Genomic DNA, 24,107 nt, shown 5'->3' on the forward strand with positions numbered 1-24,107 from the left:
ATTATGATAAAATGTTATAAGATTGTATAAATTTTAGATAGCATTACTTGACTTTTGGTTTTAGCATCTTTTCACTTTTATAGGATGAGAAAAAAACTTTTACTTATAGGCGGAATAATTGTATTCTTGGTACCGCGCATTAGCCTAGGACAGGCTGGTGGGGGCTGTTCGGGCCATTTTGATATCGTGTACCCGGCAGGAAGCAGCACGGCAACCACTTCTACCAACAATGGCTCGGGTAGCGTTACCAACAGCTACTGCCCACCCGCGGCGGCCACTAACCAGCAGATTCAGGTTACGCCGACCTCCAACAGCACCGTGCTGCTGACCCGGACGCTGGCCGACAACACGGTGACTACCTATAATGCAGGAACGGTGACCGGCGGCACGGCCTACACGTTCATCTTTCCGGTGGCCACGCAGTCCGCAGTTTATAAGCTCACGGGTACCACGGTCAACTGTAACAATGCGAAAGTGCTGAATTTTAGTCTGACGCTAGCTCCTACCCTCACCCTGGGGGCCAGCGCCACTACCGTGTGCCAGGGCGGCGCTACGGTGCTCACGGCCACGGGCTCGACCGGCAGCTACACACTCACGGCCCCCAACACGCCTACCCAAACTAATACCACGGGGGTGTTCACCGTGGCGCCTAGCGTGTCGACTACCTATACCGTCACGGCACCTACGGCGTGCGGCCCGGCCACCCAGCAGCAGCTTACGGTAACCGTGCCGGAACTGACCGTGAGCCCCGCCGCGGCAACCATCGTCCTGGGTAGCTCGGTGAAGCTGACGGCCACTACCAACGTGAATGGCGCGGTGTACAGCTGGAGGGATATGGGCACTAGCACGATTCTGGGCATTGCCGATGCGCCCATTCTGGCGCCTCTGCTTACTACCACCTACCGTGTGACGAGCACGGTGGCGGGCTGCGCCCTCTCCAAAGACGTGCCCGTGACCGTGCGGCTGGTGCAGCCGCTGCCCGTCACGCTCAGCCGCTTTGAGGCCGCCTGGTCGCCGGGCGGTCCGGTACTCAGCTGGACTACGGCTTCGGAAATAAACAACGACTATTTCGCCATCGAGCGCAGCCTCGATGGCGTGATGTTCAAAACGATTGGCCGGCAGGCTGGCGCTGGCACGGCCACGGTGGCCCACGCCTACCAGTTTGCCGATGCCGAAGGCGCGGCCCTCACAGCGCCCGCCCTCTACTATCGCCTGCGCCAGGTAGATAGTGATGGCAAGGCCACCTACTCGCCCGTGCGCACCGTAGCCGTGGGGCGCGCGGGCCTGGCCCTATTTCCTAACCCGGCCGCGGCCCACGCCACGCTGATTGGGGCGGCGCCCAGCGCCACCGTGCGGGTGCTCGACCCCCTAGGTCGGGTGGTGGCCACTACTACTACCAATGCCGCGGGCAGCGCTCAATTGGCCCTGCCCGCTGGCCTGCCCAGGGGCGTGTACCTCGTGCGGGCCGGCCAGCAAGCCACCCGCCTCACCGTGGAGTAGGTGCTTGGTGTTGCTAAGCCCTGGTTTCAGGCCGCGTCGTATAGCCTACGGCGCGGCCTTTTGCGTAGTAAGGGGCCATTACGCATTGCTCATTACTAACTGCTCATTAAGAGGATGGCTAAGAAACCCACTAAACCCAAGCAAAAAGCCCCCGAGCCCGAAAAGAAGGCCCGCGTGCACAAGGAGCTGGACGGCTTCGAAATCGGCGTGAATCCGCTGGGCGAAATCACGTCTAACTACTCCATCGAGCAAATAAACCAGTTCCTAGGTCGCCACGTGCGCGATAAAAAAATCGTGCACCGCGAAGGTCAGTTCGGCGAAGAGGCCCAAGCCAAAACTGCTGCCGAAGCCGCCCGCCTAGCCATTGAAGACGAGAAAGAGGACTTCGATGCCATCGAAGCACCCGAGGAGCCTGAGGAAACCGACGAAGACTTCATGAAACGCACTAGCCGCGAGGCCAAGCGCAAAAAAGACGTGGGCAACGAAGCCGATGAAGCCGCCGAAACGCGCGCGGAGCTGTAGCAGAGATGAAATGGTGAGGGGTGAGATGGTGAGTTTCTAAACAGAAAAAATCACTATTTCACCCCTCACCATTTCACCTCCTTCACATATCCTGAATGGGGTGGCTGGCGACTTGCTTGCCCTTCTCGTAGGTGTCAATCTCGACCAGCCGGCCGGTGTCGGAGAATTTGCGCCATTCGCCAAACCAGAAATAATGCAGCACGGTGCCCTCGTCAACTACGCGGGCGCGGCCCTTTTGGGCCATTTGGCCATTGGGGTGGTAGAAGGTAATGTCGCTGTAGTCGCGGCGGTAGCGCTCCTCGTGGTCGAGGGTACCCAGCGGGGTATAGTAGCGCCAGTGGCCCATGGGGCGCCCGTGGCGGTAGCGCCCGGTAGTGAGGCGCGTTTGCTTCTGCTCGTCAAAATACGTGCGCCAGCGGCCCTGCTGCTCACCCTGGCGGTCGTAGCCATTGGTGCGCCAAAACGCGGCGTGCTGGCGGCCGGGTACCGCCGTGGTGCAGGCCGAGGCCACCGCCAGCAGCCCTAGAGAAGCGAGGAAAAGGAAGCGCATGGTACTGCTTGGCCACGTGAGAGTTGAGAACAACTCCTAAACGGAAAAACCGCCCGCCAAGTATGGGCTGAGCGCGCCGGTTTGGTTTGCCGCCTACATTTGCCCGCTCACCCCATTGCCTTTGCCCATGCGCTCGCACGATGTGGACTACCGCATTCTCGGCTCCGATATCCAAGTGCTCGAAGTAGAGCTCGACCCGCAGGAAACCATCATTGCCGAAGCCGGCGCAATGGTGTACATGGACGAGGCCATTGCCTTCGAAACCAAAATGGGCGATGGCTCGGAGCCCGACCAAGGCTTGATGGGCAAGCTATTTTCGGCGGGCACCCGCCTCATCACCGGCGAAAGCCTGTTCCTGACGCACTTCACGCACCGGGGCAGCCACGGCAAAAGCCGCGTGGCCTTTTCGGCGCCCTACCCCGGCACCATCGTTGCGCTCGACCTAGGGGCGCTGCCTGGCGGCCTCATCGTGCAGAAGGACGGCTTTCTGGCCGCCGCCAAGGGCACCAAAATCAGCCTGCACTTCAACCAGAAGTTTGGGGCGGGTTTTTTCGGGGGCGAAGGCTTTATCCTGCAAAAGCTCACCGGCGATGGCAAAGCCTTTGTGCACGCGGGCGGCACCATCATCGAAAAGCGCCTCACCAATGAGCTGCTGCGCGTGGATACGGGCTGCGTAGTAGCCTTTGAGCCGGGCATCGACTTCAGCGTGGCTCGGGCCGGCGGGCTCAAGTCGATGCTATTTGGCGGCGAAGGGCTGCTGCTGGCCACGCTACGCGGCACGGGCCGCGTCTGGATTCAGTCGATGCCCATCAAGAAGCTCGTTCGGGCGCTCGCGGCCGGCGGCGGCAATGCCCAGAAGGAAAGTGGCAGCGTACTGGGTGGCCTCGTTAACGGTTGGCTGGATGAATAACGGCTGACGGATAGCCCGTCGCCTGCTCGCCGTCGCGCTGCAAGTGCACGCCCACGATGATGGCCAACGAGGCCACTAGGGCAAAAGTAAGTAATGCCAATAGTACTAAAATGCGGCGGTTGGGCGCCTGCGCGGCGCTGAGCTGTTTAGCGCCGTTGAAAGCTGAACGGCGGTAGCGCCGTTCGGAAGGGGCCAGCGACCTGGCAGGAATAGACCGAGGAGATGCCATTAATAAGATAAGGTAAGCGGGTGGGAAGGAGCAGCGTAGCCATAATTTGGTTAAAGAAAAATACGAAAATGCTCCGGCATCGGATTATATTTCTCGACCTAACAGCTAAATAAATCGACCAAATTCACATTGGACGAGTTTACTGGGAAAATTACTATTTATTCCCATGTCAACCACGTTTCATACCCCAGTTGTTCCCTAGGTAGCTAGTGACTATTGCTTTCGCCCCCAACTACATCCTGCCCCTACCGCCGGGCCACCGCTTTCCGATGCTGAAGTACGAGCTGCTGCCCGAGCAGCTGCTGCACGAAGGCACCGCCACGGCCAGCGATTTCTTCGTGCCCACGCCCCCGGCCCTGGCCGATGTGCTGCTCACCCACGACGCTGACTACGTGCACCGCCTGCTGCACGGCCAGCTTACGCGCCAAGAGGAACGGGCCAGCGGCTTCCCGTGGAGCGCCGCCCTGGCCGGCCGCGAAATGACGCTGCTGGGCGGCACTATCGGGTGCGCACAGCGGGTGCTGGCGGGGGCGGGCGTGGCCCTCAACATTGCCGGGGGCACGCACCACGCGTTTGCGGGGCGGCCTGAGGGCTTTTGCTTGCTCAATGACCAAGCGGTGGCCGCCAACTGGCTGCTAACCCACGAGCCGGCCCGCGTGCGCCAGATTCTGATTATTGACCTCGACGTGCACCAGGGCAACGGCACGGCGGCCCTTTTTCAACACGAGCCGCGGGTGTTCACATTTTCGATGCACGGGGCCCGCAATTTTCCGGGCCGCAAAGAAATCTCGGACCTCGACCTGCCCTTGCCCGATGGCACCGGCGACGACGAGTACCTAGGGCTGCTGGCTGACACGCTGCCCCGCCTGCTCGACGAGCAGGTGCGCCCCGATTTTGTGTTTTACCTCAGCGGCGTGGACGTGCTGGCCACCGACAAGCTTGGCTACCTGGCCCTGACCAGGGCCGGCTGCCGCCGCCGCGACGAGCTGGTGCTGAGCGCGCTGCACCAGCGCGGCCTGCCCACGGTGGTGTGCATGGGCGGCGGCTACTCCGAGCGCATCGCCGACATCGTGGAGGCCCACGCCAACACCTACCGCGTGGCCGCCGACTTGTGGGGGTAGGAAATGAGTGAAGAATTTTGAGTTAAAAGTTGTGAGTTGCGAGCTAGGTATCAACTCATAACTTCTGACTCATAATTCAAAAAGAAACCCCGCACCAGGATAGGAGCGGGGCTTCTTTAGAAAAAGGAAAAGCTAGAAACTAGCTGTGGTTCTGGTTCGAAGGGCGGTTCGGGTCGTTGTCCGTGCCGCTGAACGTTTGCGAGAACCAATCTTTGATTTCGTCAATGGCATGGCCGGTTTTGGCTTGCAGGTTGCCAAACCACTCGTCTTGCTTGCCTTCGTCGTAGGTCAGGTCGTCGTCGGTGAGCTGGCCCCACTTCTGCTTGGCAGCGCCTTTTACTTCATTCCAGTTGCCGCGAGCTTGCAGTTCGGTGCTGTCGTCGATGTTATTGTTATTAGCGTCCATGAGTGAAAAAGAAAGAGGTGGGTTGTGGAGCTTATACGGGGGGACTAACGGTTGAGTTATGGATGGGCTTATGTTAGCTGCCTAGGGCTTGCGTCGCTTCCGGTTTTCAAGTGAGTTCACTATAAACCTGGTCAAGAGCATCAAGGCTACTCCCACCAAGGCCAAAAAGGCGAATGCGAGCAGGGCTATTAGTAGAAATGCACCGCCCAGTCCTTCCAGGCCCGTGGGGATACCCGCTGCTTCAGGGGCGCGGTGCCGCGTGCGCGGTAGCATTGCTCGCGCTAGTGGCTTTGTAGCTAGTAGTTTGCGGGGTTCAGCCCGGGCTTTGCGCGCCGGGCGAGCAGCCTTACCCAATGGAGACTGAACCGTTGGCATAGGCGGCGCCAATGCCGGTGCTGCACTGGCGAGGTCGGCCGGCGAGAGGGCGGCTGGGGCAGCCAGCGGCACCGCGACCGTGGCCGAGGCGAGCACCGGCCGGCCCGGCGCCGCAACGGACGCCGCCTGCGAACCTAGGTAAGCCCGCGGGCTGCACGACGATAATAAGCTACTCGCTACGCTCAGCGGTAGCAGGAGGCGGTATAACTGTTTCATAAGCAGAGCCAAGCCAGATGGGAAAGCGAAGCTAGGCGCTGCGAACAGCCAGCAAAAAGCGGTTTTTAGAATAATCCGACTTTTGAAATGAATGGGTAATGCGGATAGGCGCTTGTAAATGAATAGCTTATCTGTAATCCGTTTAGGTATTAGCGGTGGGTAGGCGCCCGCCTGCGCTTTTCAGAGAGTGTTCATCTTACTTTCGGGCAGAAGAATTCTGTTACCCGCCATGGACGACCTGCGCCTGACCCTGCAAACCCTGCCGCCCGACGACCGCCGCGACCTAGGGCAATTCATTCAGTGGCAGCGCCGCAAGGCCACCGGCCGGCAAGATTTGCGCCTGCTCGAGCTGCTGCTCAGCCCCAAGGAATACCGCTCCGAAGAGCTCATCCAGAAGCTCTACCCCGACGAGCCCAACGCCGTGGCGTACTATGCTCTGCGCAAGCGCCTGCTGCGGTATCTCACTGATTTTCTGCTGCTACGCCAGCGGCAGCACGATGCCACGGCCGCCACCTCGGTGCGCGGGCAGCTCACGCTGGCCCAGTATCTCTTTGGGGCCGGCGTGCCGCGCCTGGCCTGGAACCTGCTGCGCAAGGCCGAAAAGCTGGCCCAGGACAACGAGCAGTACGAGCCCCTGAACGCGGTGTATAACCTGCAGATTCAGTACGCCAACTCGCCCTATGCCGACCCGCTCGACGAGATTATCCAGCGCCGCCACCGCAACAAAAAGGCTGCCGACGAGGAGGAGCGCGCCGCCATTGCCGACAGCCTGCTGCGCCAGCGCCTGCGCCAGGCCCGGCTGCGGGGCCGCGGCGCCGTGCCGGTCGATGAGATTTTGCGCAGTATTCTGGTCGAGTACGACTTGCAAGAGGCGTTTGCGCGCTCGCCCTCGCTGCTGTGCCGGCTCATGAGCATCACGCGGCACGCTATGCTGGTGCGCGGCGACTTCCCCACGTTTGCGCCCTACATCGAGCGCTGCTACCGGCTCATGGAGCGCCGCCACGGCTTTGCGCCGGCCCACCGGGGCTACCAGCTGCGGCTGCTCTACATGCTGGCCCACGCCCTGTACCGCTCGCGCCGCTTTGCCGAGTCGGTAGCGTACCTCGAGCAGGGCCTGGCGGTGCTGGCCGGCACGCCGGGCCGGCAGTTTGCCGACCTAGGGCCGCGCTTCACGTTTTTGCTGGCGGCTAATTATGCTTTTTTGCACCGCAACCGCGACAGCATCAGTATTTTAGACGAAGCTTTGAAAGCCAAGCCAGCGCTGCTGCCCGCCGACCAGCTTACGGCGCGCTTGCAGCTTAGCTTCCACTACTTTGCTGAAGGCAATTTTCACAAGGCCAACCAGACGCTCATCAGCCTCGACCGCACCGACCACTGGATGGAGCAAAACCTGGGCTTGGAGTGGCTTCTCAACCACAACCTGGGCGAGATGCTCGTGCAAATAGAGCTCGGCAACCCTGACCAGGCGCTCAGCCGCCTCAAGGCCGTGGAGCGGCGGCTGTACGAGCAGTTTCCGGCCGCCGAGGCCACGGCCGAAACGGCCGCCACGCCCCTAGGTGGCCCCTACCACTCGGTGCTGCGCTACATGGGCTTTGTGCGCGAAATCATCGATAACCCGGCCGTGGCGCGCACCCCCGAGTTTGCCGCGCGGGTGGCGCGCATTCCCGCTTTTTTGTCCGAAGAGCGCGAAGATTTACAAGTAATTAGCTTCTACGCCTGGCTCAAGGCGCGGGTGCTGGGCCGGCCTTATTACGAGGTGCTACTACAGCTGGCTGAGGGCTAGCTGCGCCTAGGCTTGCTTGCTTGGCTAGCCGTACGATATCCCGCACCTCATACACCATCATCGGGTGGGCGCGCTGGCTGGCGGCCAGCATGGCTAGGCCCAATTCTCGCAGCGAGCAAGCGGTGGCGGGCGCGACTTTTCGTAGCGCTGGGTACAGCCAGCCCATCCACCGGTAAAGTGGCAGAATATGCCGCTGCCCCGCCACAGGTTTCAGGAAGCCGGGGCGAAACATGCCGGCCGTGCGGAATAAGCGCAGCAGGTCGTTTTCAGTGCGGCCCTTCACGCGGGCCCACATCTGGCGAGACTTTTCCTTGCTATCGGTGCCAGCACCAGAGACGTAGCAAAATATTAAATCGGGGTTGAGCCGGGCCAGCGCCTCGGCGAAATGCAGCGTCAGGTCGTGGGTAGTGCGGGTATACTCGGCCTCGGTGAGCCCCACCACTGATATTCCTGCGCAGAAAAAGCACGCCGTGTAGCCCTTCAGCTCCTCCTCAATACCGCCTAGGTCGAAGAAATCGGGTACCAGCAGCTCGTGTAGCTTGGGGTGCGCGTGCCCACTGGGCCGCCGGCTGATGGACAGTATCGTCTCCACCTCAGGCCGTTCGAGCAGGGTGAGCAATACGCCTTCGCCGACCATGCCGGTAGCGCCGGTGAGAATAATGCGTTGGGACATAGCTAGAAAAACAAAACCCGTTCGCCAGCAAGACGCGGGCGAACGGGTTTTGTTTTGGCAGGGCGGCCTAGGTGTGGGTTTTGGCCACTCGCGAACTCACAGCGCCCGCATTACAGCTCCTTGCGCAACCGGGCTACCGGAATATTGAGCTGCTCGCGGTACTTGGCCACCGTGCGGCGGGCGATGTTGTAGCCGCGGGCGTTCAGCATTTTCTCCAGCTTGTCGTCGCTCAGCGGGTGGTCTTTTTTCTCGCCGCCGATGAGGTCTTTGAGAATGCTTTTGACCTCGCGGCTGCTGGCGTCCTCGCCCGAGTCGGTAGCGATGCCCTCCGAGAAGAAGAATTTGAGCGGATAAATACCGTGCTCTGTTTGGATGGACTTGGAATTAGCCACCCGGCTGATGGTGCTGATATCCATGCCGATGGCCTGGGCGATGTCCTTGAGAATCATGGGCCGCAGCTTCGAGTCGTCGCCCGTCAGGAAAAACTCGCGCTGGCGTTCCACGATGGCCGACATGGTGCGCAGTAAGGTGTTCTGGCGCTGCCGGATGGCGTCAATAAACCACTTGGCCGAGTCGAGCTTTTGCTTGACGAAGCTCACGGCCTCCTTCATTTTTTGGTCCTTCTTGGCGGCCTTGTCGTAGGTCTGCAGCATCTCGCGGTAGTCGCGGCTCACGCGCAGCTCGGGGGCGTTGCGGGCGTTCAGGGTCAGGTTCAGCTCGCCGTTGTCGTTGGTGAGGATGAAGTCGGGCATCAGGTACTGCGCGCCGCCGGCGCTGCCCTTGCCGCCGCTCACGGGGCCGCTGCCGCCGGGCTTGGGGTTGAGGCGCAGAATCACGGCCACGGCTTCCTTCAGCTCATCGTCCTCTAGGTCCAGCTTCTGCTGAATGCGGGCGTAGTGCTTCTTGGTAAACTCCTCAAACGTCTCGTTCAGAATGCGTTCCGCATTCAACGTCGATTCATCTTGCGGGCGGCGCTCCAGCTGCAAAAGCAAGCACTCGGGCAGGTCGCGGGCGGCGATGCCGGGCGGGTCGAACTGCTGGATAACGCGCAGCACGTCTTCAATCTCAGCCTCGGTGGCTTCGATGTTCTGGCTAAAAGCTAGGTCGTTGGCAATGGCCGCGAGGTCGCGCCGGATGTAGCCATCGCCGTCAATCGAGCCAATGAGCTGCTCGCCAATGCTTTGCTCCAGCTCGTCGAGCTGGGCGTAGTGTAGCTGGTCGAGCAGCGAGTCTTGGAGCGAGCCGCCGGTGTCGGCCAGCGGCATTTCGCGCTCCTCTTCCTCACCGGGGCCGTCGCCCTGCATTTTGTAGCCCGCTATCTCGTCGTCATTGACGTAGTCGCTGATGTCGATTTCGTGGTTGTCGTTGTCGATACCTAGGGCCTCGACTTCGGCGGCGGGCTCGGGGCGCTCGTCGGCGTAGTCATCGGGGCCGCTGGGGCCGTCGTCGGCGGGCTCGTGGCTGCTATAATCCTCGTCCAGGGTATTGTCGTCGCTGTCGAGCGAGTCGTTGGGGTCATCGGCGGTTTCGGGGGTGTCGTCCGAGTTCTCGTCGCGTTCGTCCGGCTCGTCGCTGTCGCCTTCTTCGAGGGCGGGGTTCACCTCCATTTCTTCCTTGATGCGGGTTTCGAGCTCGGCCGTGGGTATTTGCAACAGCTTGATAAATTGAATTTGCTGGGGCGAAAGGCGCTGGGAGAGGTGTTGCGAAAGGTCGAGGCGTTGCATAGGGTAGGAAACTAGCAGAAATGGGCCGGGTGGCCAGGGCGGACGATAGAGATACGGGAGAACAAACTAACCGGTCGTAGGCGCATACTTGCAAATTCCGGCCGGGGTTAGCTCCTCAGGGGCGATAGCCGCAAGCGCTGGCTATACCTTTGCTGGCTCAATTGCCTTTTGCTTACCGCTTATGCCTGCCGACCAATTGCGCCGCACCCGCGTCCAAGAACTGCTCACGAGTACCGACCTCAACCGCGAAGTGCTGGTGAAGGGCTGGGTACGCACCCGCCGGGGCAACAAATATGTGCAGTTTATCGCCCTCAACGACGGCTCGGGCCTGGCCACGCTGCAAGTAGTGGCCGATGCCGAGAAATTCCCCGAGGAAAGCCTCAAGGAAATCACGACCGGCTCGTGCATTGCGGTGCGGGGGCAGCTGGTAGCCAGCCAAGGCAAAGGCCAATCGTCGGAGATTCAGGCCACTGAAATAACCGTACTCGGCACCGCCGACCCCGAAGCTTACCCGCTGCAAAAGAAAGCCACTTCGCTGGAGCACCTACGCGAAATTGCCCACCTGCGCCCTCGCACCAACACGTTTGGGGCGGTGCTGCGCATCCGGCACGCGCTGGCGTTTGCCATCCACGATTATTTCAACAAAAACGGCTTTTTTTACGTCCACACGCCCATCATCACGGGCTCCGATGCCGAGGGCGCGGGCCAGATGTTCCGCGTGACCACCCTGCCTCCCGAGCACCCGCCGCGCACCGAAGACGGCTCGGTAGACTTTGGCGAGGACTTCTTTGGCAAGCAAACCAACCTCACCGTATCGGGCCAGCTCGAAGGGGAACTGGCCGCGATGGCCCTAGGTAGCGTGTACACGTTCGGCCCCACTTTCCGGGCCGAAAACTCGAACACCGCCCGCCACCTCGCCGAGTTCTGGATGATAGAGCCTGAAGTGGCCTTCAACGACCTCACTGACAACATGGACCTGGCCGAGGACTTCCTCCAGAGCCTGGTAAAATATGCCCTAGAGCACTGCGCTGCCGACCTGCAATTCTTGAACGACACCTACGACAAGGAGCTGCTGGGCCGCCTCACCTTCGTGACCGACAACGCTTTCCAGCGCCTCACCTACACCGAGGCGGTGGAGATTCTGAAATCGGCCAAGAAGAAGTTCGAGTTTCCCGTGGATTGGGGCACCGACTTGCAGAGCGAGCACGAGCGCTACCTCGTGGAGAAGCACTTCCAGAAGCCGGTTATCCTGACCAACTACCCCAAGGAAATCAAGGCTTTCTACATGAAGCTCGACGAGGACGGCCGCACCGTACGCGCCATGGACGTGCTGTTTCCCGGCATCGGCGAAATCATCGGCGGTTCGCAGCGCGAGGAGGACCTAGGCAAGCTCGAAGCCCGCATGGCCGAGATGCACGTGCCCGCCGACGACCTGTGGTGGTACCTCGACACGCGCCGCTTTGGCACTGCGCCGCACGCCGGCTTCGGCCTGGGCTTCGAGCGCCTGGTGCTGTTCGTGACGGGCATGACCAACATCCGCGACGTGATTCCCTTCCCGCGCTTCCCCAAGAACGCCGAGTTTTAAACCACTACTGAGTAGCCGGGCCGCCGGGCGGTCCGGCTACTTACCTAGGGCCAGTTCGCGCGCGGCCCGTTCGCTGAAGCCGTGGTCGAAATCGGCTAGGTTGGACGCGTTAAACAGCAAGAGCACTACGTCGGTGTTGGCTAGGTCGGCGCGCAGGTCGCGGTCCGCCACGAGGCCGGGGCCGGTGGCCGGGCCGTTGGTCCAGGCCACGTCGTGGTTGTAGTACCAGTAGGCCGAGCCCGGCGCGCTCAACTGCGGCAGATACGGGTAGAACTCGATGAAGCTCCAGCCGAAGCTGTCGCCCACCAGCAGTAGGCGCGGCGGGCGCTGGCCGGGGGCTGGCGGGTCAAAAGCTACTTCGGGATAGGCTAGCGGTGGCGTGGGCGCCGGGTCGTGCAGCAGGTTGAGCAGGCGCGTCAGGTCGTTGTCGGAGTAGCGGGGGGCGGCGCCCACTACCAGCCCGGTTTGGCGCACGCGGGGCAGCCGTAGCTTACCCCGCGCCTCCAGATACTGCATAAGAGTATCGGCCGCCCGCACGAAGCCGTAGCCGCTCCAGTGCGTGCCACCGCTGGGAAACAGGGGGTAGGGGCTGCTGCGCTTCCAGGCCCGGAACACGGCCGCCAGGTCGAGCACGTTGATGCCGGCCGCTTGCATAGGCTGGCGGTAGCGCTCGTAGGCCGTGGGCCGCCGCGGCAGGCGCTGGCACGAGTCGGGCAGGTTTTCGGGGTATAGCTCGGGCTTGCTGGGGGCAATGACGAAGACCAGTAGCTTACCGCGGCGGGCCAGGGTGTCTTGCACGGCGCGCAGGCGCTGCACCTGCGCGGCCACCTGCGCCCCGGTGGCGGGCGCAATGCGGCCCAGCGCGCTTTGCAGGGGGCCTACTTCGAACAGCATGCCGTGCTTGCCCCGCACCACTTGCGTATTGGTAGACTGCTGCAATACGCTGTACTGAAGCTGGTTGTACGGCTCTACCAGCCACTCGCGCAGGCCCAGCTTTTGCGTGGCGTAGTCTTCCCAAGCGGGCTGAAGCTCGCCGCGATACCACTGCCGCCAGCTGAAAGCGGGGCGGGGGAGCTTGACTTCGAACGCCGCCCGGGTCGGCCGCAAAAACTTCATGTACAAGGCCGTTTGCACGGCCGGCAGCAGCCAAAGTCCTAGCAGGATACCTAGCAGCCAGCGCTTGGCAGGAGAAGGAGCAGAAACTTCCATAGCGAACGCAGCCCGGCGCAAGCCGCTAAAAGCGAAAATAAATAAATGGATTGAACGTGCTGCTAACGATAGCGCCGGCACTCAGGACCAGCAGCACCACGCTCGCGATACCGAGGCCCACCGCCCGGCCCAGCGAAAGCGGGTGCGCGGCGTACAGGCGCAGGTTGCGCCGCTCTAGGGTGCCTACCGCGTTCATAAAGGCAAAGCAAGCACATAGGCCCAGCACCAACCAGAACCGGTTGTCAATCGGCTTGCCGCTCAGCATAGCCACCGACTGGGGCCAGCGGCCAGCCATGCGGCCTAGGTAGGCCAGGGCCTTGGGCAGGGTTTCGGCCCGAAATAGGACCCAGCCGGCCACGGTAATTAGAAACGTGGGCACGATGCTGAGCGCGCCAAGGCGGCGGTACACGCGTAGCAAAAACAACCGCTCGAGCACCAGCCACAGACCGTGGTAGGCGCCCCAGGCAATAAACGTCCAGGCAGCGCCGTGCCAGAAGCCCGACAAGAGGAAGACGGTCCACAGATTGACGTAAAGCCGGCTGGGCCGCACGCGGTTGCCGCCCAGCGGAATGTAGAGGTAGTCGCGCATCCAGCGCCCCAAGGTAATGTGCCACCGCTGCCAGAACTCGCTGATGGAGCGCGCAGCGTAAGGCGAGTTGAAGTTCTCCGGAAACTGAAAGCCCATGAGCCGCCCTAGGCCCAACGCCATATCGGAGTAGCCCGAGAAGTCGAAGTAAATCTGAAAGGTGTAGGCCAGCGCCCCCAGCCACGCCTGGCTCATAGCCAAGCCCGCCGGGTCGAGGCTGAACACGCGGTCGGCCTGCTCGCCGAGTACGTTGGCAAGGAGCACTTTCTTGCCCAAACCCACCGCGAAGCGAAACAGGCCCGCCAGCTTTTCATCGACCGTATCAAAGGCGCGGCGGTCGGTGAGCTGCCCCGCAATTTCGTGAAAGCGCACGATAGGCCCGGCTATCATCTTCGGAAACAGCATGATATAGAGCAGGAAATCCCAGAACGAGCGCAGCGGCTTGTTCACCCCCCGGTACACATCGATGGTGTAGGTGAGCTTCTCGAAGGTAAAAAACGAGATGCCGATGGGGAGGACAACTTTCTCCCACGTCAGGGGCGGCCCGCCGAAGTAGCTGCGCACGGCACTGGCATTGTCGAGAAAGAAGTTAGCGTATTTGAAATAAACCAGCATACCAACATTGAGTAGTATGCTGATAATAAGAAATATACGCTGCTGCCAGCGCGCCTCCGCGGCATCCATAAACCGAATGAGCAGGAAGTTGACCACCACCGAGCCCAGGAACAAAGCCAGAAAATTGAGCCCACCCCAGGCGTAGAAGAGCAGGCTGGCTACCAGGGCCACCGGGTTTTTAGCGCGGGTGGGCACCAGCCAGTACACCAGCAAGAACACGGGCAGGAAGTAGAACAGGAAGAGCGTACTACTGAAAACCATAGGCAAAAAAAGAGGCGGCTCCCCCGCGGCGGCCCCAAAACTACGTGCCTGGCCGCCGTGGCGGCCCCTAGGTGCCCCGCTAGCCAACTAACCCTAACCTAGGGCGCTACGTTGTTAGCTCAACTGTACTTACTAGGCCCCATGCTCTCCGAAATTGACCTCACCGACGCCGCCAGTCTGCCCGAAGGCGCCATCCAAACCTTCCCTACTCCCCACGACGGCCCCAAAGTGCTGCTGACCCGGCATCAGGGCCAGGTGCACGCCTTTGCGCCCAACTGCCCGCACTACGGCGCGCCGCTCGAAAAAGGCAAAGTGGTGAATGGCAAGCTCATCTGCCCCTGGCACCACGCCTGCTTCAAGCTCGACAGCGGCCACCTCTGCGAGCCGCCCGCCCTCGACGACCTGCCCACCTACGCCGTGCGCGAGGCCGAGGGCCGCATCCTGGTGCAGGTGCCCCCAAGCCCGCCCGCCAGCACTGACAAGCCCGACACCACCCCCACGGCCGAGCTGGGCGGCACGCCCCCACCCGCGGCCGCCGCGCCGGCCGACCCGCGTACGTTTGTCATCGTGGGCGGCGGAGCGGCCGGCGAGTTTGCGGCCCAAACGCTGCGCCGCGAAGGCTTCGCGGGCCGCGTGGTGCTGGTGTCGGCCGAGGAGCAACTGCCCTACGACCGCACCAAGCTCAGCAAAGCCTACCTGGCCGGCAAGGCCAAGCCGGAGACACTGCCGCTGCGCGAAGCCGATTTCTACGCGCAGCAAAAGATTGAGCGCCGACAAAATAGCCGCGTCACGGGTGTAGACCTAGGTAAGCACGAAGTGCAGCTGGATGGCCAGCCGCCGCTGCCCTACGACCAGCTTCTGCTGGCCCCTGGCAGCACGCCTAATCTATTGCCCAAGCTGCCCGGCCACGACCTGCCCGGCGTGCTGCCCCTGCGCACCCAGGCCGATGCTGAGGCGCTACTCGAAGCCACCCAGACCGCCAAGCACGTCGTTATCATCGGCGCCAGCTTTATCGGGATGGAAGCCGCCAGCAGCCTGGTCAGCGAAGGCCGGGCCGTGACAGTTATCGCCCAAGAAAAGGTGCCCTTCGCCCGCATCCTAGGTCTCGAAATCGGGGCGATGTTTCAAGCATTGCACGAGGAGAAAGGCGTAAAATTTGAGGTAGAAGCCGAGGTGACCGCCCTCCTAGGGGAACAGGGCCACGTAACGGGCGCGCAGCTCAAAACCGGCCATACCCTGCCCGCCGATGCCGTTGTGCTCGGCGTGGGCGTGCGCCCGGCCACCGAGTTTCTGAAAGATGCTTTTACGCTCGACAAAGACGGCGGCCTGTCCGTGAACGCGCAGCTGCTAGCCGCCGCCAACGTGTACGCGGCCGGCGACATTGCCCGCTTCCCACTGGCGGCCACTGGCCAGCCGGCCCGCATCGAGCACTGGCGCTTGGCGCAGCAGCACGGCGCCGTAGCGGCCCGCAACATGCTGGGCCAGCTGGAAGAGTTTACAGCGGCGCCCTTCTTCTGGACGCAGCAGTATGGTAAGAGCCTGCGCTACGCCGGCCACGCCGAGCAGTGGGACACCATCATCTACCACGGCGAGGTAGCCAAGCAGGATTTTCTGGCCTTCTACGTGCAGGCCGACCGCATCACGGCTGTGGCCGGCATGGGCCGCGACGCCGACATGCTCTACATCACCGAGCTGCTTGGCCAGGGCCGAATGCCCGCGCCTGCCGCCCTGCAGGAGAATACGAAGTGGGAAGACCTTGCAGTGAGTAATCAGGTCTAGTACTATTAAGCCAGCTAGTTAGACATAAAGAAAGGGGCCTGTCTGGCAGACAGGCCCCTTTCTTTATGTCTAACTAGCTGGCAGCCGGCAATAGCCTAGCGTCCGCCACGCCGCTCGCCTCCACCGCCGCCTGGGTTGCCACCCCCGCCGCGCTGGCCGCCCCCTGAGTTACCGCCTCCGCGCTGGCCGCCGCCGGGGTTACCGCCGCCCCCGCGCTGGTCACCGCCGGAGTTGCCGCCGCCGAAGCCGCCGGGCCGGCCGCCCCCTTGGCCCGCCTGCCCACCGGGTTGCCCGCTGCCAAAGCCACCCGCGGCGCCCGTCTGCCCGCGGCCAGGGCCTACCTGCCCGCCTTGGTTTCCGCCGGGCTGCCCGCCAGGATTACCCCCAGGCTGCCCGCCGCTAAAGCCGGGCCGAACACCATTGCCAGGCCCATTCTGAGCCTGGCCGGGCCGGTAGCCCCCGCCGTTGCCGGGTCGATTACCGTAGCTATTGCCGTTGCCGGGGCGGTCGCCGTAGCCATTGCCAGGGCGGTTGCCGTAGCCATTGCCGGGGCGGTCGTAGCCCCGGCCGTTGTAGCCGCCGCGGTCGTAGCCATACACGCGGCCTGCCCCGTAGTCGTGGCTATACGAGCGGCCATTGTTGCCGTAGCCCCCGCGCCGGAAGCCGGTCACGTACTGCGGGTAGCGGTTGCGGTAGGTGCCGATGTACAGCCAGGGTTGCGCGCCCACGTAGCTCACCGGATAGGGGTGAAAGTAGTAGGGGTCGTAGCCGTCGAGGTAGGGCATCTGCACCCATTGGTACCCATCAAAGACGAGGTACACGCCATTATAAATGTCGTAGTAGCCGTCAATCTCCGGAATGTAATAGTACTGCGTGCCCTGCGGCACGGCCGGCCCCCAGGGCGGCAGGCCAATATTTATGCCCACGCTCACTTGTGCCTGGGCGGCCGTGGGCGCAGCAAAGGCCAGGCCCGTGCCCAGCGCGAAAGCAAGAAAACGAAGGCGGAATTTCATGACAAAAACAAAAAAATAAGCGAGGAATTACTACTTGACTACCAGGCAAGTTCAGTGCCGGATTTTGGGTCATTCGATAGAATCGCCCAATCTACGGGCCGGGCGGCTTACGCTGCCGACGAACCCAAAAGCCGTGCCTGGTGGCGGGGCTTTTGGGTTGTTGCCTAGGGCAGCTCGGCGGCTTAGCGGCGGTTGCGGCCGCGGTTGTCGCGGTCGATTACCACGGTGCGCTGCCGCACCACTACCAGGCGCTGCCGCACTACCACGGGCCGCGGCTGCACTACTACGGGGCGCGGCTGCACGGCTACCGGGCGGTAGTAGCGGGCGTGGTGGTCGCGGTACTGCGTCCAGGGCTGGCGGCCCCGGTAATCGACCACTACCGGGTGGAAGTTGGCCGTATTGTAGCCCGGCACCGTCGCCACGGCTACCCAGCGGCCATTGCGCTGCACCATGTAGTTGCGGGCAGCTAGGTCGTAGTAGCCATCTATTTCGGGCACGTAGTAGTACTGCGCGCCGGCTGGGGTGGCGGGCCCCCAGGCAGGGCGGCCAAACTGGGCATTGCCGCGCCCCTGGGCGTGGGCGGCGGGGGCGGCCAGGGTAGTAATGGCACCAAAGGCGAAGGCGAGAAGCTGCGAGCGGAAGTTCATGATGGAAGCGAAGAAGAAGTGAACGGGATACTTACTCCAAGGCAAAGCAGGTGCCTGAAAACCGTCGCATTCGATGGGCAAGCCGATTGTGCGGCCCAACGCCCCAACTGTCTCGACGGGCCGGCCTAGCCGGCTAGGCCCAAAAAAAGCGCCCTCTCGGGCGCCTTTTGGAGTAGTGGATGACCCTAGGGTCCGGGCTGGCCTAGTGGCGGCCGTGGCCTTTGTCCTTGTCTTTATGCTTGCCATTGCCCTTGCCGTAGTCATCGCCGTAGCCCATCTTTTTGGCCTGGCCGGGGGGCATGCCGTGCGGGTGGCCTTTGCCTTTCCAGAGCCAGGGCGAATCGCCGCGGTAGTCGATGTACTGGGGGTGGAAGTTGCGCGGGTCGTAGCCATCGAGGCGCTCGTAGCGTGCCCACTGGCCATTGCGCTGCACGAGGTAGCGGCGGGCCGGCACGTCGTAATAGGCGTTAGCCTCCGGAATGTAGTAGTACTGGGCATTGGCGGGCGCGCCCACTACCACGGGCGGGGCCGTATTAATGTTGATGTTGACCTGAGCGCGGGCTGGCTCAGCGGCCAGCGCCAGGCTGCTGAGCACGGCGAAGGCGGCAGTTTTTTGAAAAATAGTCATGAGAAAGAAAGAATAGGATAGCGGCACCTAGGCAAGCACAGTGCCAAAAAGGCGCTGGCCATGCAGTTGGCGAGAGCTATACGCAGCAGCTTAACTTTTGGCTTTGCGGAAAAGGTAGCAGCGCGCCTCGGCCGGGGAGCTGGGCGTATAAACCTGCACCAGCTCCCAGCCGGCTACCGTCAGGGCACTGAGCTGCCCATTGACCAGCTCCGTATTTTGGCGAATAAGCTCCTTGTATTTCTCGGCGCTCAGCACATTGCGAGCTATAAGCGGCATTTCGGTTTTACCCTGAAACGCCGGGGAGAATAAGATAGCGGAGAAAGCCTTGGTACCCTCTATCGTGGTCATGGTCAGGAAGTCGTAGCCAAGCGTGGCCGGAACAGTCAGTTGGGCGTGGGCCGCCGGGCTACTCAGCAGTAAACCAGCGCCTAAAAGGACGCTCGACAAGATGGGAAAGCGGAAGAGCTGATGCATACCTACGATGTATAAAAAAAGTGGAAGCGCGGCCATCCCCAGCCGCCGGGCCAGTAAAGAAAGGGAAATAGCCCCGCACCATTCGGCGGCCAGGCTTGTTAGTGGCAGTCGGCCCGCCGCCACGCGGGAGGTTAAAATTTAAGTTTTTGCCGCCCCCGCCGGTTCGTTCCCGTACCTTCGCTTGTTCCTCTGATTTGCCCGCATGGCTAAAAAAACGGCTACCGCTCCCGTTGCTCCCGCTCCGAAAAAAACCAAAGCCGCCCCTAAAAAGGCAGCTAAGTCAACTGCCCCCGCCGCCGAAATCTTGACGGCCGCTACTGCCTCCGAACTGGTGGAAGTAGCTGAAAAGCAGACCCCAGACGTGCAGCACGACTTGCCCGTGGGCCGCCAGCCCGCGCCCGCCGGCTGGGCCGTGGCCGCGCAGCACCAAACGCCCGCTGCCCTGCCGCCCACCGAGGCCCCGGGCACGGAACAGCCACTTCTAGGTGCCGCCGCCGAGGCGCCCTACATCGAAGTGTACGGCGCCCGCGAGCACAACCTCAAAAATGTGAGCGTGCGCATTCCGCGCGGTAAGCTGGTGGTTTTCACTGGGATATCGGGCTCGGGTAAGTCGTCGTTGGCTTTCGATACCATCTATGCCGAAGGGCAGCGGCGGTACATGGAGACGTTTTCGGCCTACGCGCGCTCCTTCATGGGCGGGCTGGAGCGGCCCAACGTGGACAAGATTGAAGGCTTGTCGCCGGTAATTTCGATTGAGCAGAAAACCACCTCGCGCAACCCGCGCTCGACGGTGGGCACGATTACCGAGATTTACGACTTCCTGCGCCTGCTCTATGCGCGTACGGCTGAGGCGTTTAGCTACGCCACGGGCAAGAAGATGATTCGGCAGAGCGACGACCAGATTATCAACTACATCCTCAAGCACTACGACGGCAAAAAGCTGATAATTTTGGCGCCGGTGGTGAAGGGCCGCAAGGGTCACTACCGCGAAGACTTTCAGAAGATTGCTAAGCTGGGTTTCACCAAGGTGCGCGTCGATGGCGAGCTGCTCGACATCACGCCCAAAATGCAGGTCGACCGCTACAAAATTCACGACATTGAAATCGTGATTGACCGGCTCGTGGTGAAGGAGGAGGACCGCTTCCGCCTCTCGGGCTCGGTGCAGAACGCCATGACCCACGGCAAGGGCACCATGCTGGTGCTCGACCCCGATGCCAAAAAAGCCGCGCCGCAGTTCTTCTCGCGCTTCCTGATGGACCCCGAAACGGGCATCGCCTACGACGACCCGGCGCCGAATACGTTCAGCTTCAACTCGCCCTACGGCGCCTGCCCGCACTGCGCCGGCATGGGCGAGGTGCAGCAGATTACGGAGGAAACGGTCATTCCCGACCCCAAGCTGAGCATCAGCCGCGGGGCCATCGCGCCCCTAGGGGAGTACCGCGACATCTGGATTTTCCAGCAGCTGCAGCTCATCCTCAAAAAGCACAAGGCCAGCCTCAACACGACCATCGAGAAGCTGGACCCCGAGCTGCTCAAGCACCTGCTGCACGGCATCACGCAGGACGAGGCCGACGACGCGAAAGCCGTTTATACCGAGCCGTTTGAGGGCATTATTCCCTTCCTGCGCCGGCAGATGGAGTCCGATTCGGAAAGTATCCGCGACTGGATTCAGCAGTACACCCAGGCCCAAACCTGCCCGGTGTGCGACGGCTACCGCCTCAAAAAGGAAAGCCTGCACTTCAGGCTGGCCGACCGACACATCGGCGAGCTCTCGGTGATGGACATCAACGAGCTGTCGGCGTGGTTTGTAGACGTGGAAGGCCGCCTGAGCGACCGCCAGAACCTCATTGCCCGCGAGCTGCTCAAGGAAATCCGCAAGCGCATCGGCTTCCTGCTGGAAGTGGGCCTAGACTATCTCAGCCTGCACCGCTCGGTGCGGACGTTGAGCGGCGGCGAAAGCCAGCGCATCCGCCTGGCCACCCAGATTGGGACGCAGCTCGTGGGCGTGCTCTACATCATGGACGAGCCGAGTATTGGCCTGCATCAGCGTGATAACGAGCGGCTAATCAAAGCCTTGCAGCACCTGCGCGATATCGGCAACTCGGTCATTGTGGTGGAGCACGACAAGGACATGATTCTGCACGCCGACCACGTGCTCGACATCGGGCCGGGCGCGGGCATCCACGGTGGCCACATTGTGGCCGAGGGCACGCCGGAGGCTATTTTCAATTCGGGCTCGCTTACGTCGCAGTACCTCAGCGGGCAGCGCCATGTGGAGATACGCAAGAAAAAGCGCGTGGGCGAAGGCAAGGAGCTGGTTTTGAAAGGTGCTAAAGGTCACAACCTCAAGAACGTTACGGCTAAGTTTCCCCTAGGTAAGCTTATTGCCGTCACAGGCGTGTCGGGCTCGGGCAAGTCGTCGCTTATCCACGACACGCTGTACCCGATTCTGAACCAGCACTTTTTCAACGCCCACCGCGAGCCGCTGGCCTACGGCAGCCTCGAAGGGCTGGAGCTGATTGACAAAGTGATTGAGGTGGACCAGTCGCCCATCGGCCGCACGCCGCGCTCGAACCCAGCTACTTACACGGGCGTGTTTACGGAGATTCGGCAGCTGTTTGCCGAGATGGCGGAGGCCAAAATCCGGGGCTACGGGCCGGGTCGCTTCTCCTTCAACGTGAAGGGCGGGCGCTGCGAAACCTGCGAGGGCGCTGGCATCCGCACCATCGAGATGAACTTCCTGCCCGACGTGCACGTGCCCTGCGAAACCTGCAAAGGCCGCCGCTACAACCGCGAAACCCTGGAAGTGCGCTTCAAAGGCAAGTCCATCACCGACGTGCTCGACATGACGGTGGAGAAAGCCGTGGAGTTCTTCGAGTTTCAGCCCCGCATCCTGCGCAAAATCAAGACGTTGTCTGATGTAGGCTTGGGCTACCTGACCCTAGGGCAGCAGGCCACCACGCTCTCGGGCGGCGAGGCGCAGCGTGTGAAACTGAGCACCGAACTGGGCAAAAAGGACACCGGCAAGACGTTCTACATCCTCGACGAGCCCACCACGGGCCTGCACTTCGAGGACATCCGCCACCTAGCCGACGTGCTGCACAAGCTCGCCGACAAGGGCAATACCGTCCTCATCATCGAGCACAACCTAGACCTCATCAAAGTGGCCGACCACGTCATCGACATCGGCCCTGAGGGCGGCGCGGGCGGCGGCAGCATCGTGGCCCAGGGCACGCCCGAGCAGGTGGCCAAGAGCGGCAAAGGCCACACCAGTCGCTTTTTGGCTGAGGAGCTCAAGACGAGCATGTACGTGTAGACGGTAAGTGTTATATGCTGATTAATAATTAGTTATGACGACTGAAGAATTTGTGCAAGGGCTTTACCGAGAAAAGCAAGGCCTTCTACAATTCTACCTCGAACGGCTTCCTCAGGCCGACGGGGCACCGGCAACGCAATACATTACTCTACGCAATGGGCAGCAGCTTACGGTGGCTGAGTTACTTGATAACGTGTTAACTAATGCCTTTTACAGTACGTTGCTCGGCCTGGAAGGCAGCGCCTCCATTGGCGGCACGCAAATCCGCTATGAACTGCGTGACCCAGCTGGCAACTCGCTAAACGATGGCGACTTGGGCGGCTACGCGTGGCAGTATTTTCAAAACGACGGTAACGAGCCCGAATAGCTAGGTAGGTATACTGCCTATTACAAAAAAGCAGCTGCCTGGCAAAGGCAGCTGCTTTTTTGTAGTGGTTAACGCTTTACCCGCCCGTCGGCCCGAATCGCTCGGTTAGCACCATATCAGGCGGTAAGCCCACTGCTAGCAGGCCATTAGCCACGGCCTCGACCAGGCCCGTGGGGCCGCACACGAACGCCTGCGGCTGGGTTTCGCCGAAGCGCGCCACTACCTCCGCCAGCAGCGCCGCGTCGATGCGGCGCTGGTAGCCGGCCCAGCCGGGCGGCGCCTGGCGGGTGTAGTCGAGCAGCAGCGCAAAGCTGTCGTCGGCCTGCGCCATCGCCTCTAGCTCAGCTTGGTATATCACTTCCTCCGGCGTACGGATGCTGAACAGCAGCACGGCCGGCGTGAGCAGCCCTAGGTGCTGGCGGTGCCGCAGCATAGCCATGAGCGGTACCACGCCCGAGCCGCCGCCCACGAGCAGCAGCGGCGGCGCGCTAGGCGCGCCGCGCCACACGAAGTAGCCGCCGATGGGGCCGCGCACCTCCAGCTCGTCGCCCACGGCCACGCCCTCGAAGAGGTAGCCTGATACCTCGCCTTCGTTGACCAGCTCCACGGTCAGCTCGATTTCGCCGGTTTGCTCGGGGGGCGAGGCAATGGAGTAGCTGCGCTCGGCCTGGTAGCCACCGTCGGCGGTGAGGCGCAGGTCGTAGTGCTGGCCAGCGAGGTGGGGCGTCCAGTTGGGCAGCGCGAGAACGAAGGTTTTGACGTGCGGCGTCTCCGGTCGGATGCTTTTTACTGTGCCCAACTGCCAGGTTACCTTACTCATAAGCGGATGTTGCTGGCGCTGGCCGCGTCGTCATCGTCGTCGCGGTAGCGCTGCTCCTTCCACGGGTCGCCGTACATGCTGTAGCCGCCGCGCTCCCAGAAGCCGGGCTCGTCGGTGGCCGTGAAGCGCAGGCCCTGCGCCCACTTGGCGCTTTTCCAGAAGTAGAGGTGCGGCACCACCAGGCGGGCCGGGCCGCCGTGCTCGGGCGCCAGCGGCTGGCCCTCAAACTGTAAGCCCACGAAGGCTTTGCCGCCCAGCAGGTCGGCCAGCGGCAGGTTAGTGGTGTAGCCGCCGTAGCAAAACTGGGTCACGAACTGCGCCTCGGGCTTCAGCTTGACGTGCTCGAGCAGCGTGTCCACGTTCACGCCGCGCCAGTGGGTGTCGAACTTCGACCACTTCGTGACGCAGTGAATGTCGGGGTTGAAGTCCTGCATCGGCAGCTTGTTGAACTCCTCCCAGCTCCACTTCATGGGCTCCTCGACCAAGCCTTCGAGCCGGAACTCCCAGTTGGTGAGCGCAATGCGCGGGGTGGGGCCGGCCGTGAGCACCGGAAAATCGGTGGTTTCGTACTGGCCGGGCGGCAGCTTGGGGTTGGCGGGGCGCTTGGGCTGAAAGCCGCGGTTAGTGAAGAGTCCCATAAAAGGAGTTAGGTTGACGAAGCAAAGAAACGGACGGAGCGAGTGACCTAGGGTGAAGCCAGGCGAGCCACGAAAAAGCCCCTGGCTACGCGGTGCCAAGGGCTTTTTGAAAAGCGAATTAACCTAGGCTATGGCTTTTACCAACAAGCCTGGGCAGATG

General features: G+C 62.0%; 22 protein-coding genes. 9 read left to right on the plus strand and 13 right to left on the minus strand.

Annotated features, from left to right (window positions below):
• Positions 1-186: 186 nt before the first annotated feature.
• Both ACFSDX_RS00615 and ACFSDX_RS00620 read left to right on the plus strand, forming a co-directional pair.
• Positions 187-1,500, plus strand: coding sequence for a T9SS type A sorting domain-containing protein (locus tag ACFSDX_RS00615; RefSeq protein ID WP_382311084.1), 1,314 nt, complete (start codon positions 187-189; stop codon positions 1,498-1,500).
• A gap of 114 nt (positions 1,501-1,614) precedes the next feature.
• Positions 1,615-2,022: a hypothetical protein gene (locus tag ACFSDX_RS00620; protein ID WP_382311086.1), complete on the plus strand. Its 408-nt coding sequence runs from the start codon at positions 1,615-1,617 to the stop codon at positions 2,020-2,022.
• Positions 2,023-2,104: 82 nt separating this feature from the next.
• Here ACFSDX_RS00620 and ACFSDX_RS00625 read toward each other — a convergent pair whose 3' ends face one another.
• On the minus strand, positions 2,105-2,572 hold the full coding sequence (locus ACFSDX_RS00625) for a toxin-antitoxin system YwqK family antitoxin (RefSeq protein WP_382311088.1): 468 nt from the start codon (positions 2,570-2,572) through the stop codon (positions 2,105-2,107).
• Positions 2,573-2,699: 127 nt separating this feature from the next.
• On the opposite strand from ACFSDX_RS00625, the gene ACFSDX_RS00630 reads away from it, so the two are divergent.
• On the plus strand, positions 2,700-3,482 hold the full coding sequence (locus ACFSDX_RS00630; protein WP_382311090.1) for a TIGR00266 family protein: 783 nt from the start codon (positions 2,700-2,702) through the stop codon (positions 3,480-3,482).
• On the opposite strand, the gene ACFSDX_RS00635 is transcribed toward ACFSDX_RS00630, so the two are convergent.
• Positions 3,460-3,711 carry a hypothetical protein gene (locus ACFSDX_RS00635; RefSeq protein ID WP_382311092.1) on the minus strand — a complete coding sequence of 84 codons (252 nt, stop codon included), beginning with the start codon at positions 3,709-3,711 and terminating at the stop codon, positions 3,460-3,462. The two genes, ACFSDX_RS00630 and ACFSDX_RS00635, sit on opposite strands and share 23 nt — an antisense overlap.
• 209 nt (positions 3,712-3,920) lie before the next feature.
• On the opposite strand from ACFSDX_RS00635, the gene ACFSDX_RS00640 reads away from it, so the two are divergent.
• A complete protein-coding gene (locus ACFSDX_RS00640) occupies positions 3,921-4,832 on the plus strand; it encodes a histone deacetylase family protein (protein WP_382311094.1) in 912 nt (303 codons plus the stop codon).
• A gap of 139 nt (positions 4,833-4,971) precedes the next feature.
• On the opposite strand, the gene ACFSDX_RS00645 is transcribed toward ACFSDX_RS00640, so the two are convergent.
• Complete coding sequence (locus ACFSDX_RS00645) at positions 4,972-5,238, minus strand: CsbD family protein (protein WP_382311095.1); 267 nt, start codon at positions 5,236-5,238, stop codon at positions 4,972-4,974.
• Between the two features lie 820 nt (positions 5,239-6,058).
• On the opposite strand from ACFSDX_RS00645, the gene ACFSDX_RS00650 reads away from it, so the two are divergent.
• Positions 6,059-7,612, plus strand: a complete 1,554-nt coding sequence (locus ACFSDX_RS00650) for a tetratricopeptide repeat protein (RefSeq protein WP_382311097.1) — start codon at positions 6,059-6,061, stop codon at positions 7,610-7,612.
• On the opposite strand, the gene ACFSDX_RS00655 is transcribed toward ACFSDX_RS00650, so the two are convergent.
• Both ACFSDX_RS00655 and rpoN read right to left on the minus strand, forming a co-directional pair.
• Positions 7,551-8,285: an NAD-dependent epimerase/dehydratase family protein gene (locus tag ACFSDX_RS00655; protein ID WP_382311099.1), complete on the minus strand. Its 735-nt coding sequence runs from the start codon at positions 8,283-8,285 to the stop codon at positions 7,551-7,553. The genes ACFSDX_RS00650 and ACFSDX_RS00655 overlap by 62 nt on opposite strands.
• A 110-nt stretch (positions 8,286-8,395) precedes the next feature.
• Positions 8,396-10,009, minus strand: a complete 1,614-nt coding sequence (rpoN, locus tag ACFSDX_RS00660; protein ID WP_382311101.1) for an RNA polymerase factor sigma-54 — start codon at positions 10,007-10,009, stop codon at positions 8,396-8,398.
• 196 nt (positions 10,010-10,205) lie between these two features.
• Between rpoN and asnS the strand changes: the two genes are divergently transcribed.
• Positions 10,206-11,594 (plus strand): asparagine--tRNA ligase, encoded by a 1,389-nt coding sequence (asnS, locus tag ACFSDX_RS00665; protein ID WP_382312310.1) that lies wholly within the window; start codon positions 10,206-10,208, stop codon positions 11,592-11,594.
• A 36-nt stretch (positions 11,595-11,630) separates the two neighbouring features.
• Here asnS and ACFSDX_RS00670 read toward each other — a convergent pair whose 3' ends face one another.
• Together ACFSDX_RS00670 and ACFSDX_RS00675 are read right to left on the minus strand one after the other, a co-directional pair.
• The gene (locus tag ACFSDX_RS00670; protein ID WP_382311103.1) at positions 11,631-12,803 is read right to left on the minus strand and encodes an alginate O-acetyltransferase AlgX-related protein; all 1,173 of its coding nucleotides are present in this window, start codon (positions 12,801-12,803) and stop codon (positions 11,631-11,633) included.
• A gap of 25 nt (positions 12,804-12,828) precedes the next feature.
• Positions 12,829-14,265, minus strand: coding sequence for an MBOAT family O-acyltransferase (locus ACFSDX_RS00675; RefSeq protein ID WP_382311105.1), 1,437 nt, complete (start codon positions 14,263-14,265; stop codon positions 12,829-12,831).
• Between the two features lie 141 nt (positions 14,266-14,406).
• Here ACFSDX_RS00675 and ACFSDX_RS00680 point away from each other — a divergent pair, with 141 nt between their 5' ends.
• Positions 14,407-16,044: an FAD-dependent oxidoreductase gene (locus ACFSDX_RS00680; protein ID WP_382311106.1), complete on the plus strand. Its 1,638-nt coding sequence runs from the start codon at positions 14,407-14,409 to the stop codon at positions 16,042-16,044.
• A 95-nt stretch (positions 16,045-16,139) separates the two neighbouring features.
• Here the strand turns inward: ACFSDX_RS00680 and ACFSDX_RS00685 are convergent, their stop codons facing one another.
• The 4 genes from ACFSDX_RS00685 to ACFSDX_RS00700 all read right to left on the minus strand — a co-directional run bounded on the left by ACFSDX_RS00685 (position 16,140) and on the right by ACFSDX_RS00700 (position 18,806).
• Positions 16,140-17,057, minus strand: a complete 918-nt coding sequence (locus ACFSDX_RS00685) for a hypothetical protein (RefSeq protein ID WP_382311108.1) — start codon at positions 17,055-17,057, stop codon at positions 16,140-16,142.
• A 182-nt stretch (positions 17,058-17,239) separates the two neighbouring features.
• The gene (locus ACFSDX_RS00690; protein WP_382311110.1) at positions 17,240-17,704 is read right to left on the minus strand and encodes a hypothetical protein; all 465 of its coding nucleotides are present in this window, start codon (positions 17,702-17,704) and stop codon (positions 17,240-17,242) included.
• Positions 17,705-17,906: 202 nt separating this feature from the next.
• Positions 17,907-18,332: a hypothetical protein gene (locus ACFSDX_RS00695; RefSeq protein ID WP_382311112.1), complete on the minus strand. Its 426-nt coding sequence runs from the start codon at positions 18,330-18,332 to the stop codon at positions 17,907-17,909.
• Between the two features lie 90 nt (positions 18,333-18,422).
• On the minus strand, positions 18,423-18,806 hold the full coding sequence (locus tag ACFSDX_RS00700; RefSeq protein WP_382311114.1) for a hypothetical protein: 384 nt from the start codon (positions 18,804-18,806) through the stop codon (positions 18,423-18,425).
• A gap of 202 nt (positions 18,807-19,008) precedes the next feature.
• On the opposite strand from ACFSDX_RS00700, the gene uvrA reads away from it, so the two are divergent.
• Together uvrA and ACFSDX_RS00710 are read left to right on the plus strand one after the other, a co-directional pair.
• Positions 19,009-22,122 (plus strand): excinuclease ABC subunit UvrA, encoded by a 3,114-nt coding sequence (gene uvrA, locus ACFSDX_RS00705; protein ID WP_382311116.1) that lies wholly within the window; start codon positions 19,009-19,011, stop codon positions 22,120-22,122.
• 34 nt (positions 22,123-22,156) lie between these two features.
• A complete protein-coding gene (locus ACFSDX_RS00710) occupies positions 22,157-22,489 on the plus strand; it encodes a hypothetical protein (RefSeq protein ID WP_382311118.1) in 333 nt (110 codons plus the stop codon).
• A gap of 76 nt (positions 22,490-22,565) precedes the next feature.
• Here ACFSDX_RS00710 and ACFSDX_RS00715 read toward each other — a convergent pair whose 3' ends face one another.
• Both ACFSDX_RS00715 and ACFSDX_RS00720 read right to left on the minus strand, forming a co-directional pair.
• Positions 22,566-23,309, minus strand: coding sequence for a ferredoxin reductase (locus tag ACFSDX_RS00715; RefSeq protein WP_382311120.1), 744 nt, complete (start codon positions 23,307-23,309; stop codon positions 22,566-22,568).
• The gene (locus ACFSDX_RS00720) at positions 23,306-23,947 is read right to left on the minus strand and encodes a sulfite oxidase-like oxidoreductase (RefSeq protein WP_382311122.1); all 642 of its coding nucleotides are present in this window, start codon (positions 23,945-23,947) and stop codon (positions 23,306-23,308) included. The genes ACFSDX_RS00715 and ACFSDX_RS00720 overlap by 4 nt, the downstream gene beginning before the upstream one ends.
• Positions 23,948-24,107 lie beyond the last annotated feature (160 nt).

The sequence above is a fragment of the Hymenobacter bucti genome (assembly GCF_042681145.1).
GTDB classification, from domain to species: Bacteria; Bacteroidota; Bacteroidia; order Cytophagales; family Hymenobacteraceae; genus Hymenobacter; species Hymenobacter bucti.